Source organism: Marinihelvus fidelis (genome assembly GCF_008725655.1).
Taxonomy (GTDB): Bacteria; Pseudomonadota; Gammaproteobacteria; order Xanthomonadales; family SZUA-36; genus Marinihelvus; species Marinihelvus fidelis.
In genome coordinates this window covers 299,633-314,988 of record NZ_VYXP01000006.1, presented here as the reverse complement: position 1 = coordinate 314,988, position 15,356 = coordinate 299,633, and the positions used below count along the sequence as shown (strand labels likewise).

The window sequence follows — 15,356 nt, the reverse complement described above, 5'->3', positions numbered from 1 at the left end:
GTGGCACAATGTCCATTGAACGAAATACCGGGTTTTACATGCTGAACACGATAACCAGAATGGTCGCCTTCGCGGCCCTTGCGCTGTCCTTCGCGGCCGGCGCGCAGACCCCCACCCTGAACCCGACGCCGAACCCGCCGGCGGCGATGCCGACCCCGGCTGCGCCGCAGCTGGGCGCCAGCAACTACATCCTGGTGGATTTCCACTCCGGCCGCACGCTGGTGGATCACAACGCCGATGAGCGTGCCGATATCGCCAGCATGACCAAGCTGATGACCACCTACGTGGTGTTCCAGGAGCTGGCACGCGGCAACATTGCGCTGGGTGATGTCGTGCCGGTGAGCGAAAAGGCCTGGCGCACGGGCGGCTCACGCATGTTCATCGAACCGGGCATGCAGGTCACCGTTGAAGACCTGATCCTGGGCATTGTCATCCAGTCGGGCAACGACGCCTGCGTGGCCATGGCCGAATTCCTGGCCGGTACCGAGGACGCGTTCGCGGGCGTGATGAACCACTACGCCGAACAGCTGGGCATGAATAACAGCCATTTCATGAACTCCACTGGCCTGCCGGACGAGAACCACTACAGTACGGCACGCGACATGGCGATCCTGAGCGCGGCCATCATCCGCGAGTTTCCGGAACAGTACGCCTGGTTCTCGCAGAAAGAATTCACCTTCAACGACATCCGCCAGCACAACCGCAACAACCTGTTGTGGCGCGACCCGGCTGTCGATGGCCTGAAGACCGGTCACACCGAGGCCGCCGGCTACTGCCTGGCCGCCAGCGCCAAGCGCGACGGCATGCGCCTGATCAGCGTGGTCATGGGCTCGGCCTCCGAGCAGTCGCGCGCCAGCGAGAGCCAGGGGCTGCTCAACTACGGTTTCCGTTTCTTCGAAACAGTGCAGCTGTACAAGGCTGGTGATGAACTGGCCCGCGCGCGGGTCTGGAAGGGCGAAGGCGAGGAAGTCGGAATCGGCATTGGCCAGGACCTGTTCGTCACCATACCGCGTGGACGCTACGACGACCTCGAGGCCCGCGTAGAATTGCCGCCGACACTGGAGGCCCCCATCGAGGCTGGTCAGTCACTGGGTCGCCTGACCGTGGCGCTCGACGGCGAGACCGTGGTCGACCAGGGCCTGCAGGCGCTCGCTGCCGTCGAGCAGGCGGGCTTTTTCGGCCGCAGCTGGGATTCGACCCGGCTGTGGGTGGGTGGCCTGTTTGGCGGCGACGACGAAGAAGACGCCGACGATGAGTGAAGAAACCACGCTGCTGGAGTTCCCGTGCATGTTCCCCATCAAGGCGATGGGCCGGGCCAGCGAAGACTTCGAGTCACTGGTGACGACCATCGTTTTCGCCCATGCGGAGCCGTACGCCGGTGAAGCCGTGGCGATCAACGAGAGTGCCGAGGGCAACTTCGTGTCGGTGACGGTCAAGATCGTCGCCACGTCGCGCGAGCAGCTCGACCGGATCTACATGGACCTGACCGACTGCGAGCAAGTCCTGATGGCGCTCTGAGCGCCTTCGAACATGAACCTTTCACCGCCGCTGGTTATCCGTCACCTGGGCCTGATGCCCTATGAACCGGTGTGGCGCGCCATGCAGCGCTTCACCGACCAGCGCGACGAGCACACGGCCGACCAGGTCTGGTGCGTGCAACACCCGCCGGTGTTCACCCAGGGCCAGGCCGGGCGCGCCGAGCACGTGCTGGCGCCGGGCGACATCCCGGTCGTGCAGGTCGATCGCGGCGGCCAGGTTACCTATCACGGCCCCGGGCAGATCGTCGTCTACCCGCTGCTGGACCTGCGCCGGCTGGGGCTGGGTGTGCGTGAGCTGGTGACGCGTATCGAAGGCGCCATCATCCAGGTGCTGGACGGCTATGGCATCGAGGCACAACGGCGTGAAGGCGCGCCCGGCGTCTATGTGGGCGAAGCGAAAATTGCCGCGCTGGGCCTGAGAGTCCGCCGCGGTTGCTCGTTCCATGGCCTGGCGTTCAACATCAACAACGACCTGGAGCCCTTCAGCCGCATCAACCCATGCGGTTACGAGGGGCTGGCCGTCACCCGGCTGACCGACCTGGCGGATACCAGCCTGGCACAGGCCGAAACGGCGCTATTGAGCTGCCTGGCCTATGCTTTGGGCTACAATAAGGGGTTCCGTCGCGCAGATGGCCTGCCCGCGACCGAAGGTTAAACCATGACTGATATTCACAAGATTCCAATTCGTCTCGACACCGCGGCCGGAAACGGCTCGCCACAAGCCGGCCAGAAGCAGGTGGGTGGTGACAAGATGGCGCGCAACACGGCGCAGTTTGACGCCGATTCACCGCGCCTGCGCAAGCCGCCCTGGATCCGCGTGCGCCTGCCCGTGGGCAACGCCGTAGAGCGGCTCAAGAGCCAGTTGCGCGAGCAGCACCTTGTCACCGTGTGCGAGGAAGCATCCTGCCCGAACATTCACGAGTGTTTCGGCAAGGGCACCGCGACCTTCATGGTGCTGGGCGACATCTGCACGCGCCGCTGCTCCTTCTGCGACGTGGCCCATGGTCGCCCCAAGCCGCCGGACGCCGATGAACCGCGCAAACTGGCCGAGACCATTGCCCAGATGCGCCTGCGCTACGTGGTGATCACCTCGGTCGATCGCGATGACCTCCGCGATGGCGGCGCGGCGCATTTTGCCGAGTGCATCCAGCGGGTACGTGCGGCCAATCCGGGCATCCAGCTGGAGATCCTGGTACCTGACTTCCGCGGCAAAGGCCGCGCCGAGCGCGCGCTGGACATCCTGTCCGCCGAGCCGCCGGACGTGTTCAACCACAACCTGGAAACCGTCGAGCCGCTGTACCGCGATGTGCGCCCCGGGGCCGACTACGGCTGGTCGCTGCGCCTGCTGCGCGACTTCAAGGCGCGCAACCCGCAGGTGCCGACCAAGTCCGGCATCATGCTGGGCCTGGGCGAGACCTGGGACCAGGTGGAAGTGGCGCTGGCCGACCTGCGCGAGCACGACGTCGACATGGTCACCCTGGGCCAGTACCTGCAGCCGACCGCGCATCACCACCCGGTGGTCCGCTACTGGACGCCGGACGAATTCGAACGCCTGGCAGAACTGGGTGATTCGATGGGCTTTACGCACGTGGCCTCCGGCCCGCTGGTGCGCTCGTCCTACCACGCGGACGAGATGGCCGAGCGTTCCGGGCTGGTCGGTGCGGCGGAAAAAGCCCACGTTTAGGCGCTGCCCCCTTGCCCTCGTGCTTGAATTGCTGGATAAAGGGAACAAAGTCATGCATGTATAGTCGGAACTGAACGGCGCTGGAATCCACCTGCCGGGCCGACGACACCGTTTCACGGAGATATTGCGTTGAGAATCATCAAGACACTGCTGCCACTGATGGTGGCGACCTCCACCGCCTGGGCCAGCCTGCCCGAAGGCGATGCCGTCCAGCTGCAACCGAGCATGGAACAGCGCTTCACCAGCAATATCGCCACCAAGCTACTCACCAACTGGCATTACAAGACCACCAAGCTGGATGACCAGCTCTCGGAGGCCATTCTCGACAGCTACATCGAGATGCTCGATCCCAATCGCAGCTATTTCGTGGCCACCGACATCAGCGAATTCCAGCGTTTCCGTCATGGCATGGATGACGCGCTGCGCCACTCCAACCTGACCCCGGCGTTCGATATCTACAACGTTTACTCCGATCGCGTGCGTGAGCGTGCCGAGCATGCCCGCGCGCGGCTGGAGCAGCCATTCGACTTCACCGTCGACGAGGATTACGAGTACGACCGCACCGAGGCGCCGTGGGCGCTGAACAGCCAGGAGCTGGACGAGATCTGGCGCAAGCGGGTCAAGAATGACTACCTGCGCCTGAAGCTGGCCGGCAAGGAGCACGACGACATTCTCAAGCTGCTCGATGAGCGCTACGAGAACATGGACCGTCGCGTTGCCGAACTGGAGTCGGACGACATCTTCAATTACTTCATGAACGCCTTCGCGCAGTCCATCGAGCCGCACACGGCCTACCTGTCGCCGCGTGGCTCCGAGAACTTCGAGATCTCGATGAAGCTGTCGCTGGAAGGCATTGGCGCGCTGCTGGGCCGTGAGTCCGAGTACACGCGTATCGAGCGCGTGGTGCCGGGCGGCCCTGCCGACCAGGACGGCCGCCTGAAGGCCGGCGACCGCGTGGTTGCGGTGGGCCAGGACGCCGACGGCAAGATGGTCGACGTTGTCGGCTGGCGCGTTGACGACGTGGTCGACCTGATCCGCGGCCCCAAGGACTCCGTGGTGCGGCTGGAAGTGCTGCCGGAAGACGTCGGCGTCGAAGGGCCCAGCACCGTTATCGATATCGTCCGCAACGAGGTCAAGCTCGAGGAGCAGGCCGCCAGCAGCCGGGTTATCGAGGTTGAGCAGGACAACGGCGAGCTGACGAAGATCGGCGTGATCGACCTGCCGGTGTTTTACCTGGACTTCAACGGCATGGCCCAGAACCTGCCGGACTATCGCTCCAGCACCCGTGACGTTCACCGCCTGATCGATGAACTGGAAGCCGAGGGCGTCGAAGGCCTGGTGATCGACCTGCGTAACAACGGTGGTGGTTCACTGCTGGAAGCGACCACGCTGACCGGCCTGTTTATTGACCGCGGGCCGGTGGTCCAGGTGAAGAGCTCGAACGGCCGCGTCAGCACCGAGGAAGATGACGACCCTGGCATGGCCTGGGAGGGCCCGCTGGCCGTGCTGGTGAACCGCTACAGCGCCTCCGCGTCGGAGATTTTCGCGGCGGCCATCCAGGACTACGGTCGCGGCATCGTTATCGGTGAGCCGACCTTCGGTAAGGGCACGGTGCAGTCGCTGATGGACCTGGACCAGTACAGCATGACCTCCGATTCACCGCAGATGGGTCAGCTGAAGATTACCCAGGCGCAGTTCTTCCGCGTCAATGGCGGTTCCACGCAGAACCGCGGCGTGTTGCCGGACATCCGGTTCCCGACCGCCGGCGATCCGCAGGAGTATGGCGAACGCTCGCTGGACAACGCCCTGCCGTGGACCGAGATCGATGCGGCCAGCTACCAGCCCGCCGGTGACCTGGAGCGCATGGTCGCGGTCGCCGATTTCCACTTCCAGGATCGTGTGACCAGCGAGCAGGAGTTCCGCTGGCTGCTGGATGACATCGAGGAATACAACGCCGAGTACGCAGAGCACCGCGTATCGCTGCTGGAAACCGAGCGTCGCGCCGATATGGATCGCCGCGAGGCCAAGCGGGAAGAGCGCAAGGCGCTGGAAGCCGGCCTGGCCGATGGCCCGCTGGTGGACGACACCGACCCGTTGGCGGCCGCGGAACAGGGTGAAGACATCGCCGGCCCCGAACTCGACGACGAGGACGCGGCCGAAGACGAAGAGGACGATCGTCCGGACCTGATGCTGCGCGAGTCCGCGCGGATCGTCGCGGATATGGTGGAACTGTCTGACAGCCAGTTGCTGACGCAGCAGTTCTCCCAGATGACCGACAAGACTTCCGGCGAAGGCATCAACTAGTTATTGCGGGATTGCCGGCCCGGGGCCGGCAGACAGGAGCGGCCGCCTGGCCGCCCCTGTTTGACCGTCAGCCGTTACTTCTTCAGGGCATCCCGGATTTCGGTCAGCAGGACTTCCTCTTTCGAAGGCTCGGGCGGTGCCGCAGGCGCTTCCTCTTCCTTGCGCTTCATTGAATTCATGGCCTTGATCACCAGGAAGATGGCGAAGGCGACAATCACGAAATCGACAACGGTCTGGATGAATGCGCCGTAGTTCAGCATCACCGCTTCTGTTTCACCGGCGGCCTCTTTCAGCGTAATGGCCAGGTCATTGAAACTGACGCCGCCAACGGCCAGCCCGATGGGTGGCATCAGCACATCGTTGACGAATGACGTGACGATCTTGCCAAAGGCCGCGCCGATGACAATGCCCACGGCCATGTCGACCACGTTTCCTCGCATCGCGAACTCGCGAAATTCTTTCATCATGCTCATTTTGGGTTCCTCCCCGTTCGTTGCTTTGATTGAGCCGGCGCACAGGCGCCTGCGGCCCATGTTAAGCCATTTTTCAAGGGCTGGTCAGGCCGGCGCCCGGGTCCCGTGAACGACGCGGGGCAAGGTTACAGCGGCGAAGTGCTGCGCGTGGCCGTTGCGGTGCCACTGCCGGGGCTGTTTGACTACTTACCACCGAAAAACGGCGGCGTTCCACAACGCGGCCAGCGTGTGCAGGTTCGATTCGGTCATCGACAGCTGGTTGGCCTGGTGATGGCGGTCGGCCATGGCAGCCGCTTCCCGCGGTCCAAACTGCAGCACGTCGGCGAAGCCATCGACCCGATTGAACAGCGCGTTGGCGAAGCGCTGCTGGCCTTGCTCGAGTGGTGCTCGCGGTACTACAAGCACGCCATCGGTGAGGTGGTTTTTGGCGCCCTGCCGCCGGATTTCCGCAAGCCGACATCGCGTTGGCCCGATCCCCCCACCGAGCTCTCCATCACGGGCGAGGGGTGTGAGCGTCTGGCGCAGCCCCCCGGGCGTGCCCGTGCCCAGCACCGGCTCCTGGCTGCGCTCGAGCACGGGCCGATGCCGGCGCCCGAACTGCTGGCCGCCGCAGAAACCGGCCGCCCCAGCCTGGCCGCGCTCATTGAAGCCGGTTGGGCGACCGAGCAGCCGGCCCGACCGCGCCGACGCGATCCGTCTGAAGGCCCGGTGCTCACGGCGGAGCAGGGACAGGTGCTCGACGCGATCAGGGCGGCCGGTGAGGGATTCGCCTGTCATTTGATTGATGGCGTGACCGGTAGCGGCAAGACCGAGGTATACCTGCGCCTGGTCCAGGATCACCTGGCGGCGGGTCAGCAGGTGCTGGTGCTGGTTCCGGAGATCGGCCTGACACCCCAGCTGTTGCGCCGCTTTGAGACTCGACTGGGCGTCGCGCCCAGGGTATTTCATTCCGGCCTGTCTGCCGGCGAGCGCATGGCCACATGGGCGGCCGCGGCGCGTAGGGAGGCACAACTGTTCGTGGGGACGCGCTCGGCATTGTTCCTGCCGTTGACCAAGGCGGGCCTGCTGGTCATGGACGAGTCCCATGACCCATCGTTCAAGCAACAGGACGGATTCCGCTACGCGGCTCGAGATGTCGCGGTCAAGCGCGCCCACGACCTGGATATTCCCATCGTGCTGGGCACGGCGACGCCGTCGCTGGAGACCCTGCATAACGCACGGGCAGGGCGTTACCACCAACATCGCCTGGTGACACGGGCCACCGGCGCCAGTCCGCCGGCCATCCGCGTGGTCGACCTGCGCACCCGGCGTACCGAGGCCGGGCTGTGCCCCGACGCCCTGGCCGCGATCGGCGAAACGCTGGCCCGTGGGGAGCAGGCCCTGGTGTTCCTGAACCGGCGCGGCTACGCGCCGGTGCTGCTGTGCCATGAGTGTGGCTGGCACGCGCGTTGCCGGCAATGCGACGCCAACCTGACCTGGCACCGGGCGGGTCGTGTGCTGGTCTGTCATCACTGCGAGGCGCGAGAGCGTGCCCCGGATGTGTGTCCCGATTGTCGCGCCGATGCCCTGCAGGGCGCCGGTGAGGGTACCGAGCAGCTGGAGCAGGCGTTGGGCCGGCTCTTTTCCGGCACACCGGTTTACCGCGTCGATCGCGACGCGGTGCGGCGCAAGGGCGAACTCGAGTCTTTGGTCGAGACGGTGCGTTCCGGTGAGCCCTGCCTGCTGGTGGGCACGCAGATGCTGGCGAAAGGCCACCACTTCCCCAAGGTCACGCTGGTGGTCGTGGTCAACATCGACCAGGCCCTCTATAGCGCCGATTTTCGGGCGCTGGAGCGCATGGGACAGATGCTGGTGCAGGTGGCCGGACGAGCCGGACGCGCGCAGGCGCCGGGCACGGTGATCCTGCAGACCCATCACCCGGATCACGACGCGCTCCGGACCCTGGTGGAGGAGGGCTATCCGGCTTTCGCCGGTAACCAGCTGGACGAGCGCCGGCTGGCCGGCCTGCCGCCTTTCGCCTTCCAGGCCGTGTTGCGGGCCGACGCGCCCGACCGTGAACCGGTGCGGGCCTTCCTGCAGGCGGCACGGCAGGCCTGGCAGGGCCGGGGCATGAGCCTGCACGGTCCGTTTCCGGCGATGATGGAGAAGCGGGCAGGACGGGTGCGCTGGTACCTGCTGGCCCAGTCCGAAGAGCGCCCCATATTGCAGCGTGCCCTGGACAACTGGCTGGACGCCGTTCGCCGCCTGCCCACCGCGCGCCAGGTTCGCTGGGCCATTGATGTTGACCCGCAGGAATTCTGACGCGCCGCTCGTGACCAATGACACGCCCGTCGCGTCACGTATTGATGGAAGATGGGGCAGACCCAACTTATGGAACCGGAACCGCTAGAATTCCGGTAGATTGAACCCGACCCGCAAGGACACTCGATGGAATCCGCTGAAACCCCAACGCCTGCCGAGGCCAACACGTCCACCGTCGCCTCGCCGGAGCGTGAGGCCTTCGCCCGGCTCAGTGAGGCTGCAAATGCCCTGATTATTGGCCAGGAGCGGCTGATGGAACGCCTGGTCATGGCCCTGTTGTGCCATGGTCACCTGTTGGTCGAAGGTGCGCCAGGCCTGGCCAAGACCACCGCGATCAAGGTGCTGGCCGACCGCATCGAGGGTGACTTCCACCGCATCCAGTTCACGCCCGACCTGCTGCCCGCCGACCTGACCGGTACCGAGATCTACCGGCCGCAGGAGGCCGTTTTCGAGTTCCAGCGCGGCCCGATTTTCCACAACCTGATCCTGGCCGACGAGGTCAACCGTGCGCCGGCAAAGGTGCAGTCGGCCTTGCTCGAGGCCATGGGTGAGCACCAGGTGACGGTGGGTCGGGTCACGTACCCCTTGCCGCAGCTGTTCCTGGTGATGGCCACCCAGAACCCGATTGAGCAGGAGGGCACCTATCCCCTGCCGGAAGCGCAGCTCGACCGCTTCCTGATGCACGTGGCGATCAACTACCCGGATGCCGAGGCCGAGCAGGCCATCCTTGAACTCGCCCGCAGCCAGGCCCGCGATGAACTGGGCGAAACCGGTGCCCCGCCGGTGCTGGTGACGCAGGCGCAGGTGTTCTCGGCGCAGCGCCAGGTGCTGGACCTGCACATGGCACCGGCGCTGCAGGCGTACATCGTGCAGCTTGTGCTGGCGACCCGCGAACCGGGCCGCTGGGACGACGAACTGGCCCGCATGGTCAGTTTCGGTGGCAGCCCGCGCGCCACCATCGCGCTGGATCGCTGCGCCCGTGCCCGGGCGTGGCTGGACGGCCGTGATTTTGTGTCCCCGGATGATATCCAGGCGGTCGCCCACGATGTGCTGCGCCACCGCGTCTTGCTGTCCTACGAGGCCGAGGCAGATGGCGTCACCGTCGACCAGTTGACCGACCGGCTGCTGGATCTCGTCCCGGTTCCCTGATTCACCGATGAGCGAGTCCCGCGACGGAATCGACGTCAGCGCCGAGGCCCTGATCGCGCTGCGCCCCCGCTGCCACGCGCTGATGCTGCCCATGCACCGCCCGGCCGCGTCGGCGCTGGCTGGCGCCTACCGTTCGCGTTTCCGCGGCCGTGGCGTCGACTTCGAGGAGTCGCGCAACTACCAGCCGGGTGACGACATCCGCAACATGGACTGGCGGGTCACGGCGCGCACCGGCCGACCGCATACCAAGGTGTTCCAGGAAGAACGCGAACGCCCCGTCCTGATTATCCTGGACGCCTCACCGAGCCTGTTTTTCGGCACCCGGGTCCGGCTCAAGTCCGTGGCCGCCGCACAGATGGCCGCGGCCATCGCCTGGACCGCGGTCAAGCGTGGGGACCGGGTCGGCGCCTTTCTTTCGGCCCCCGGCGAGCACCAGGAGTTACGCCCGGCCGGTGGCCGACGCGGCGCGATGCGCGTTGTCCAGGGGCTGGTCGACTGGCTCGACCCGGCGCGTATGGGCGACGGCCGCGAGCCGCTTTCGGCGACCCTGGAACGGGCGCGCCACACCCTGCGCCCCGGCAGCCTGGTCCTGGTCATCAGCGACTTCTTCGGGCTCGACGACGACTGCAATCGCCATCTCAGCCGTATCCGCCAGCACAACGACGTGATCGGCTGCCAGGTGCTCGATCCCGCCGAAGAGTCCCTGCCGCCCGGGCGCTATCCCATTACCGATGGCCGCCAGGTCAGCCTGCTCGACACGGTGGCCGATCGTGGCCGCCGCGAGTTCGAGGCCATGCGCTCGGCACATGAAGAGGCGCCGCGGCGGCTGTTCCAGCGGCACCAGTGTGGCTGGGTCACGCTGCGGACTACGGATGATCCCGTCGACGTACTCGGTCGTGAATTGCGGGTGTTGGTGGGGCGGTCGCGGTGAAACCGATGTCCCAGGCCCCAACGCCGACCCCGCCGTCGCCCCCGGCCCCGGCAGAGCCGGGCAGCGAATGGCTGTCGCAATTGCGGGATATCCACGCCGCGCCCGACGCGCCGTTCTGGCCGCCGGCGCCGGGTTGGTGGCTGCTGGCCGCGATCCTGCTGGCGGTGCTTGGCTGGCTGGGCTATCGCCTGTTCCGGCAATGGCGTGTGAAGCGCCGGCGCCAGGCCCTGGCGTTGCGACTGGATCGCCTGGCGCAGGCCCATGATCCGTCAGCCGAGCCGGCCGAGTGGCTGGCCGCGGTCAACCAGACCCTCAAGTGGGTGGCCATCCGCGCGTTTCCGGGAGAGTGCGAAGCGCTGCGGGGCGCGGACTGGGCAGCCTTTTTGCAGGCGCGATCCGGCGCCGGTGACGGGGCCTTCGGCCCACTCGCCACCGGCCCCTACCAGCCCATTCCCGATTTCGATGCCGGGGCGCTGCAACGGGCGGCGCGCCAGTGGGTCCTGGCCAATGGGTGAGGTCGTGAGCGGTGGCGGTTTCACCCTGGCCTGGCCATGGTTGCTGGCGCTCGCGCCGCTGCCGTGGCTGCTGCGCTGGGCATTGCCCAAGGCCGCTGCCGACGGCGTGCTGGCCCTGCGTGTGCCCTGGTATGGACAACTGGCGGGCGACGCCCGCGATGGATTCCGGCGCCCCCTGTGGCACCTGCTGGCGGCCCTGACCTGGTTGCTGCTCGTATTCGCCGCTGCGCGGCCGCAATGGGTGGGTGAAATCCAGAGCCTGCCGGTCACCGGTCGCGACCTGCTGCTGGCGGTTGATGTTTCCGGCAGCATGGACACGCAGGACATGGTCTGGGAGGGCCAGGCGGTGAACCGCCTGTCCGTGGTCAAGCGCGTAGCGGGCGATTTTATCGAGCGCCGCCGCGGCGACCGCGTCGGCCTGGTGCTGTTCGGCAGCCGGGCCTACCTGCAGACGCCGCTGACCTTCGACACCGAAACCACGGCCACCTTGCTGGGCGAGTCGGTGATTGGCCTGGCCGGCCGCGAGACCGCGATTGGTGACGCTATAGGCCTGGCCGTCAAGCGCCTGCGCGAGGACGCGGCCTCCGACCGGGTCCTGGTCTTGCTCACCGATGGGGCCAATACGTCCGGTGAGGTCCAGCCGCTGCAGGCCGCGGAATTCGCCGCCCGCGAGGGGCTGACGGTCTACACCGTCGGTGTGGGCGCCGATGAAATGATGGTGCAGGACTTCTTCGGTACACGCGTGGTCAATCCGTCTGCCGACCTGGATGAAGATACGCTTAAGGCGATCGCCGAGCGGACCGGCGGACGCTATTTCCGTGCCCGCGATGCCGCGGGCCTGGCGCGGATTTACGAGATCCTGGATGAACTCGAGCCGGTCGAGAGCGACGTCGAGGTCGTGCGACCGGTGGACGAGCTGTTTTTCTGGCCGCTGGGCCTGGCATTCGCGCTGGTGGTGCTGGCCGGCGGCGTCGGCGTGCGCCCGGGGCGTACCGGGACCGTGGCCGCCTGATGGATATCCTCGGCCTGCATTTCATCCGCCCCGCCTGGCTGCTGGCCTTGCCGCTTGCGGGCCTGTTGCCGTGGGCGTGGCGGCGCTGGCGACGCCCGTCCGGCGACTGGGCACGGGTCTGCGACCCCCACCTGCTGCGCTGGCTCGCGGTGGGTGAGACCAACGGATCGCGCCGGCGCGGGTTGGGTGCCTGGCTGGCGGGCCTGGCACTGGCTTTGTCGGTCCTGGCCCTGTCCGGGCCCAGTTGGCAGCGCTTGCCGGATATCGGTTTCAGCGCCACCGACGCGCGCGTCATCGTCGTCGACCTGTCGCAGTCCATGCTGGCGCAGGACCTTCGGCCCGACCGGCTGACGCGGGCGCGGTTCCGCCTTTCCGACCTGCTGGCGGCGATCGAGGAAGGCCAGGTGGGCCTGGTCGCCTACGCCGGCGACGCCTATGTCGTGTCGCCGCTGACCAGCGATACGAACACCGTGATCAACATGCTGCCGGCGCTGCGGCCCGACGTGGTGCCGGTGGCGGGCAGCCGCGCCGACCTGGCGCTGGAAATGGCGGCCGAACTGCTGCAACGCTCCGGCCTTGGCCAGGGTGAGGTGCTGCTGGTCACGGACTCGGCTGACGCACGTGCCGTCGACGCGGCCGGCGAATTGCGCGACCAGGGCATGATCACCTCGGTGCTGGCCGTGGGCACGCCGGAAGGCGCGCCCATCCCCAGCGGCAGCGGGTTCCTGGGCGACGCTTCGGGGAACATCGTCATCGCCACGCTGGAAGACGCCAACCTGCGCGCGCTCGCGCGGGCCGGCGGTGGCCGTTACAGCCTGGTGGGTGACGCGGTCGAAGGCTCGCCCTGGGCCCGCGATGAGGGCGAGGCCTTTGCCCGGCGTGACGATGGCGCCGGCGCCCGCTGGCGGGATTTCGGGCCTTGGCTGTTGCTGGGCCTGCTGCCACTGGCGGCGCTCGGGTTCCGCCGCGGCGCGCTGTTTTCGCATGCCACCGTGGCCGGCCTGGCGGGTAGCCTGGCGGTCGCGTCCCTGGCCGTGCCTTCGATCGCAGAAGCCGGGCTGTGGGACGACCTGTGGCAACGCCGCGACCAGCAGGCGCAGCAGGCGCTGGCGCAGGGTGAGTCTGACAGGGCGGCGGTGCTCGCGCGTGACCCCGCGATTGCCGCCGAGGCCCGCTACCGGGCCGGCGACCATGCCGCGGCGGCCACCGCCTGGTCATCGCTGGAAGACGCCGATGCCCAGTACAACCTGGGGAACGCACTGGCGCAGCAGGGCCGCCTTGACGAGGCCATCGCCGCCTATGACCGCGCCCTGGCCATGAACCCGGATCTGGACGACGCGCTGTACAACCGTGCGCTGGTCGAGCAGGCGGCCGAGCAACAAAAGCAGGACGCCGACCAGGGTGAAGGTGAGGGCGAGCAGGACCAGGGTGAGCCGCAGGCATCCGACGAAGACAGTGAGTCCGATCAGCAACAGTCCGGCGATGGCGAACAGGAAGCCGAGCAGGGCGAGAACAGCGAAAGCGAAAGCCAGGAGCCGGGGCAGTCCGAGCCGGGCCAGGAAGAGGCCATGGCCCAGGCCTGGTCGGAAGAGGACGAGCAGGCCATGGAGCAATGGCTGCGCCGCATTCCGGATGACCCGGGCGGGCTGTTGAGACGCAAATTCCAGATTGAGCACCAGCGCCGCGGTGCGCCACCGGACGAAGGAGATCCATGGTGAGACAGACGAACCGCAACCCTCGCTGGGCCCTGGCCAGCCTGCTGGTCTGGCTGTGTTGCTGGCCGGCGCTGGGCGCGCTCGCGGCCACCGTCGAGGCCGTACTCGATCGCGATCGCGCCGTGGTGGGTGAGACCGTCACGCTGGCACTGCAGACCGATGACTCGGCGCAGAGCCTGGATGCGGACCTGTCCGCCCTGGACGGAGATTTCATCCTGCTTGACCGGCGAACCGAGACCCGCATGTCGATCACCAATGGCCGGCAGGTCACGGTCAAGCGGCTGGTGGTGACGCTGGAACCGCAACGCGCCGGCACCCTGACCATCCCGGCAATGCAGTTCCCCGGGGGGGCGAGCACGGCGCCGGTGAGCCTGGAAGTCACACCGGCTCCCGAAGCCGCGCCGGGCGAAGCGCCGCCGGTGTTTATCGAACTGGAACTGGAGCCTGTCGAGGGCCCCTATTACGTGCACGCGCAGATTGCGCTGAAGGTTCGTATTTTCTACCAGCAGAACCTGACCGAGGCATCGGTCAGCCCGCCGGCGCCGGACCAGGCCTCGGTGCGACTGCTGGACGAGGTGCCCTACACCGCGGACCGTAACGGCGAGCGCTACCGGGTGCTGGAGCGCCGTTACGCGGTGTTCCCGGAGCGTTCCGGTGAACTGGTCATTCCGTCGATGCAGCTGACCGGGCGCCTGGTCGAGCGGTCCGGTGACCGGCTCTGGCAGCCGACGGTCCGCGGCCGCCGGGTCCGCGTCGAGAGCGAGCCGCTGGTGCTGGACATCCAGCCAAGGCCGCCGGCTTACAGTGGCGATCACTGGCTGCCGGCCCGGGCGCTGAGCGCCAGCCAGCAGATCACCGATGCTGACGAGGTGCACGTGGGCGAGCCGGTGACCCGCACCGTCATCATCGACGCCGTGGGCCTGGAAGAGCACATGCTGGAAGAGCCGGCATGGCCGGACATGCCGAATGCGCGGATCTACCCGGACCAGCCGCAGGGCATCAGTCGCGATGATGGCCAGTGGGTGCTGGGACACCGCGAGTTCCGCTATGCCGTCGTGCCCGAGCAGGCCGGCGAGTTGTTGCTGCCGGAACTGCGGATCAGCTGGTGGGATACCGCCAACAACCGCCAACGGGTCGCCGTGCTGCCGGAACAGCGTGTGACGGTCCTGCCGTCCGCCACCCCGGTCACCGCGCCGGCCGGGCCCGCGCCTGGAGCAGGCGAACGCCAGGTCGGCACCACCATCGGTGGCCACTGGCCGTGGATCGCGCTGGGCTTTGCAGTGTTGTGGCTGCTGACACTGGGGCTGTGGTGGCTGCGGCCGCGCGGGCGGTCCGCGGCATCAGCGCGGCCACGCGCTGCCGTTGAAGACCCTTCGCGGGCCATGAATGACTTCCAGGCCGCGTGCAGGGCCAATGATGCTGCGGCCGCACGACGGCACCTGTCACGGTGGCTGCGCCATGATGGCCCCCGCCAGGCGGGTGGGCGATTGCGCACGTTCGCGCGACGGCTTGACGAAGCCGGTGAGGCAAAGCTGGCAGGCCAGGTCAGGGCACTCGATGGAAGCGGGTTCCAGGTGGAGAGCGACGACACCTGGCAGGGCGAGTCCTTACGGAAGACGTTCGAACAATGGTATCGGTCCGGCCAGGCGCTGGGCAAAGCGCCGGCGGTGGCCGGTGAGGGCGCCGGCGCGCCGGACCTCTGGGATAGCGCGCGCCGGGATTAGAACAGGGCAG

The 15,356-nt window shown here is 67.2% G+C and carries 13 protein-coding genes; 12 read left to right on the top strand and 1 reads right to left on the bottom strand.

The window, feature by feature from the left end; translation table 11 throughout:
- The first annotated feature begins 8 nt into the window (after positions 1 to 8).
- From F3N42_RS11760 to F3N42_RS11740, 5 genes are all read left to right on the top strand, one after another.
- The gene (locus F3N42_RS11760) at positions 9 to 1,259 is read left to right on the top strand and encodes a D-alanyl-D-alanine carboxypeptidase family protein (RefSeq protein ID WP_224784882.1); all 1,251 of its coding nucleotides are present in this window, start codon (positions 9 to 11) and stop codon (positions 1,257 to 1,259) included.
- Positions 1,252 to 1,518 (top strand): YbeD family protein, encoded by a 267-nt coding sequence (locus tag F3N42_RS11755; protein WP_150864653.1) that lies wholly within the window; start codon positions 1,252 to 1,254, stop codon positions 1,516 to 1,518. The genes F3N42_RS11760 and F3N42_RS11755 overlap by 8 nt, the downstream gene beginning before the upstream one ends.
- A gap of 12 nt (positions 1,519 to 1,530) precedes the next feature.
- On the top strand, positions 1,531 to 2,193 hold the full coding sequence (gene lipB / locus F3N42_RS11750; RefSeq protein WP_150864652.1) for a lipoyl(octanoyl) transferase LipB: 663 nt from the start codon (positions 1,531 to 1,533) through the stop codon (positions 2,191 to 2,193).
- A gap of 3 nt (positions 2,194 to 2,196) precedes the next feature.
- On the top strand, positions 2,197 to 3,222 hold the full coding sequence (lipA, locus tag F3N42_RS11745) for a lipoyl synthase (protein ID WP_150864651.1): 1,026 nt from the start codon (positions 2,197 to 2,199) through the stop codon (positions 3,220 to 3,222).
- 129 nt (positions 3,223 to 3,351) lie between these two features.
- On the top strand, positions 3,352 to 5,526 hold the full coding sequence (locus F3N42_RS11740; RefSeq protein ID WP_224784880.1) for a carboxy terminal-processing peptidase: 2,175 nt from the start codon (positions 3,352 to 3,354) through the stop codon (positions 5,524 to 5,526).
- Between the two features lie 74 nt (positions 5,527 to 5,600).
- Here the strand turns inward: F3N42_RS11740 and mscL are convergent, their stop codons facing one another.
- Positions 5,601 to 5,999 (bottom strand): large-conductance mechanosensitive channel protein MscL, encoded by a 399-nt coding sequence (gene mscL / locus F3N42_RS11735; RefSeq protein WP_150864650.1) that lies wholly within the window; start codon positions 5,997 to 5,999, stop codon positions 5,601 to 5,603.
- 105 nt (positions 6,000 to 6,104) lie between these two features.
- Between mscL and F3N42_RS11730 the strand changes: the two genes are divergently transcribed.
- The 7 genes from F3N42_RS11730 to F3N42_RS11700 all read left to right on the top strand — a co-directional run bounded on the left by F3N42_RS11730 (position 6,105) and on the right by F3N42_RS11700 (position 15,346).
- Positions 6,105 to 8,300 carry a primosomal protein N' gene (locus F3N42_RS11730; RefSeq protein WP_224784878.1) on the top strand — a complete coding sequence of 732 codons (2,196 nt, stop codon included), beginning with the start codon at positions 6,105 to 6,107 and terminating at the stop codon, positions 8,298 to 8,300.
- A gap of 126 nt (positions 8,301 to 8,426) precedes the next feature.
- Positions 8,427 to 9,449 (top strand): AAA family ATPase, encoded by a 1,023-nt coding sequence (locus F3N42_RS11725; RefSeq protein ID WP_150864649.1) that lies wholly within the window; start codon positions 8,427 to 8,429, stop codon positions 9,447 to 9,449.
- A gap of 7 nt (positions 9,450 to 9,456) precedes the next feature.
- On the top strand, positions 9,457 to 10,380 hold the full coding sequence (locus F3N42_RS11720) for a DUF58 domain-containing protein (protein WP_150864648.1): 924 nt from the start codon (positions 9,457 to 9,459) through the stop codon (positions 10,378 to 10,380).
- Positions 10,381 to 10,385: 5 nt separating this feature from the next.
- The gene (locus F3N42_RS11715; protein ID WP_150864647.1) at positions 10,386 to 10,895 is read left to right on the top strand and encodes a DUF4381 domain-containing protein; all 510 of its coding nucleotides are present in this window, start codon (positions 10,386 to 10,388) and stop codon (positions 10,893 to 10,895) included.
- Positions 10,888 to 11,907 (top strand): vWA domain-containing protein, encoded by a 1,020-nt coding sequence (locus F3N42_RS11710; protein WP_150864646.1) that lies wholly within the window; start codon positions 10,888 to 10,890, stop codon positions 11,905 to 11,907. Before F3N42_RS11715 ends, F3N42_RS11710 begins: the two co-directional genes overlap by 8 nt.
- Positions 11,907 to 13,625 (top strand): VWA domain-containing protein, encoded by a 1,719-nt coding sequence (locus tag F3N42_RS11705; protein WP_150864645.1) that lies wholly within the window; start codon positions 11,907 to 11,909, stop codon positions 13,623 to 13,625. The genes F3N42_RS11710 and F3N42_RS11705 overlap by 1 nt, the downstream gene beginning before the upstream one ends.
- Positions 13,622 to 15,346 (top strand): BatD family protein, encoded by a 1,725-nt coding sequence (locus F3N42_RS11700; RefSeq protein WP_191621373.1) that lies wholly within the window; start codon positions 13,622 to 13,624, stop codon positions 15,344 to 15,346. The genes F3N42_RS11705 and F3N42_RS11700 overlap by 4 nt, the downstream gene beginning before the upstream one ends.
- The last annotated feature ends 10 nt before the right edge of the window (positions 15,347 to 15,356 follow it).

What these genes read in the sequence shown, in the direction of transcription:
- F3N42_RS11760 (WP_224784882.1), top strand. Translation starts at nt 9, where the DNA reads ATGTCCATTGAACGAAATACCGGGTTTTACATGCTGAACACGATAACC.
- F3N42_RS11755 (WP_150864653.1), top strand. Translation starts at nt 1,252, where the DNA reads ATGAGTGAAGAAACCACGCTGCTGGAGTTCCCGTGCATGTTCCCCATC.
- lipB (WP_150864652.1), top strand. Translation starts at nt 1,531, where the DNA reads ATGAACCTTTCACCGCCGCTGGTTATCCGTCACCTGGGCCTGATGCCC.
- lipA (WP_150864651.1), top strand. Translation starts at nt 2,197, where the DNA reads ATGACTGATATTCACAAGATTCCAATTCGTCTCGACACCGCGGCCGGA.
- mscL (WP_150864650.1), bottom strand. Translation starts at nt 5,999, where the DNA reads ATGAGCATGATGAAAGAATTTCGCGAGTTCGCGATGCGAGGAAACGTG.
- F3N42_RS11725 (WP_150864649.1), top strand. Translation starts at nt 8,427, where the DNA reads ATGGAATCCGCTGAAACCCCAACGCCTGCCGAGGCCAACACGTCCACC.
- F3N42_RS11720 (WP_150864648.1), top strand. Translation starts at nt 9,457, where the DNA reads ATGAGCGAGTCCCGCGACGGAATCGACGTCAGCGCCGAGGCCCTGATC.
- F3N42_RS11715 (WP_150864647.1), top strand. Translation starts at nt 10,386, where the DNA reads ATGTCCCAGGCCCCAACGCCGACCCCGCCGTCGCCCCCGGCCCCGGCA.
- F3N42_RS11710 (WP_150864646.1), top strand. Translation starts at nt 10,888, where the DNA reads ATGGGTGAGGTCGTGAGCGGTGGCGGTTTCACCCTGGCCTGGCCATGG.
- F3N42_RS11705 (WP_150864645.1), top strand. Translation starts at nt 11,907, where the DNA reads ATGGATATCCTCGGCCTGCATTTCATCCGCCCCGCCTGGCTGCTGGCC.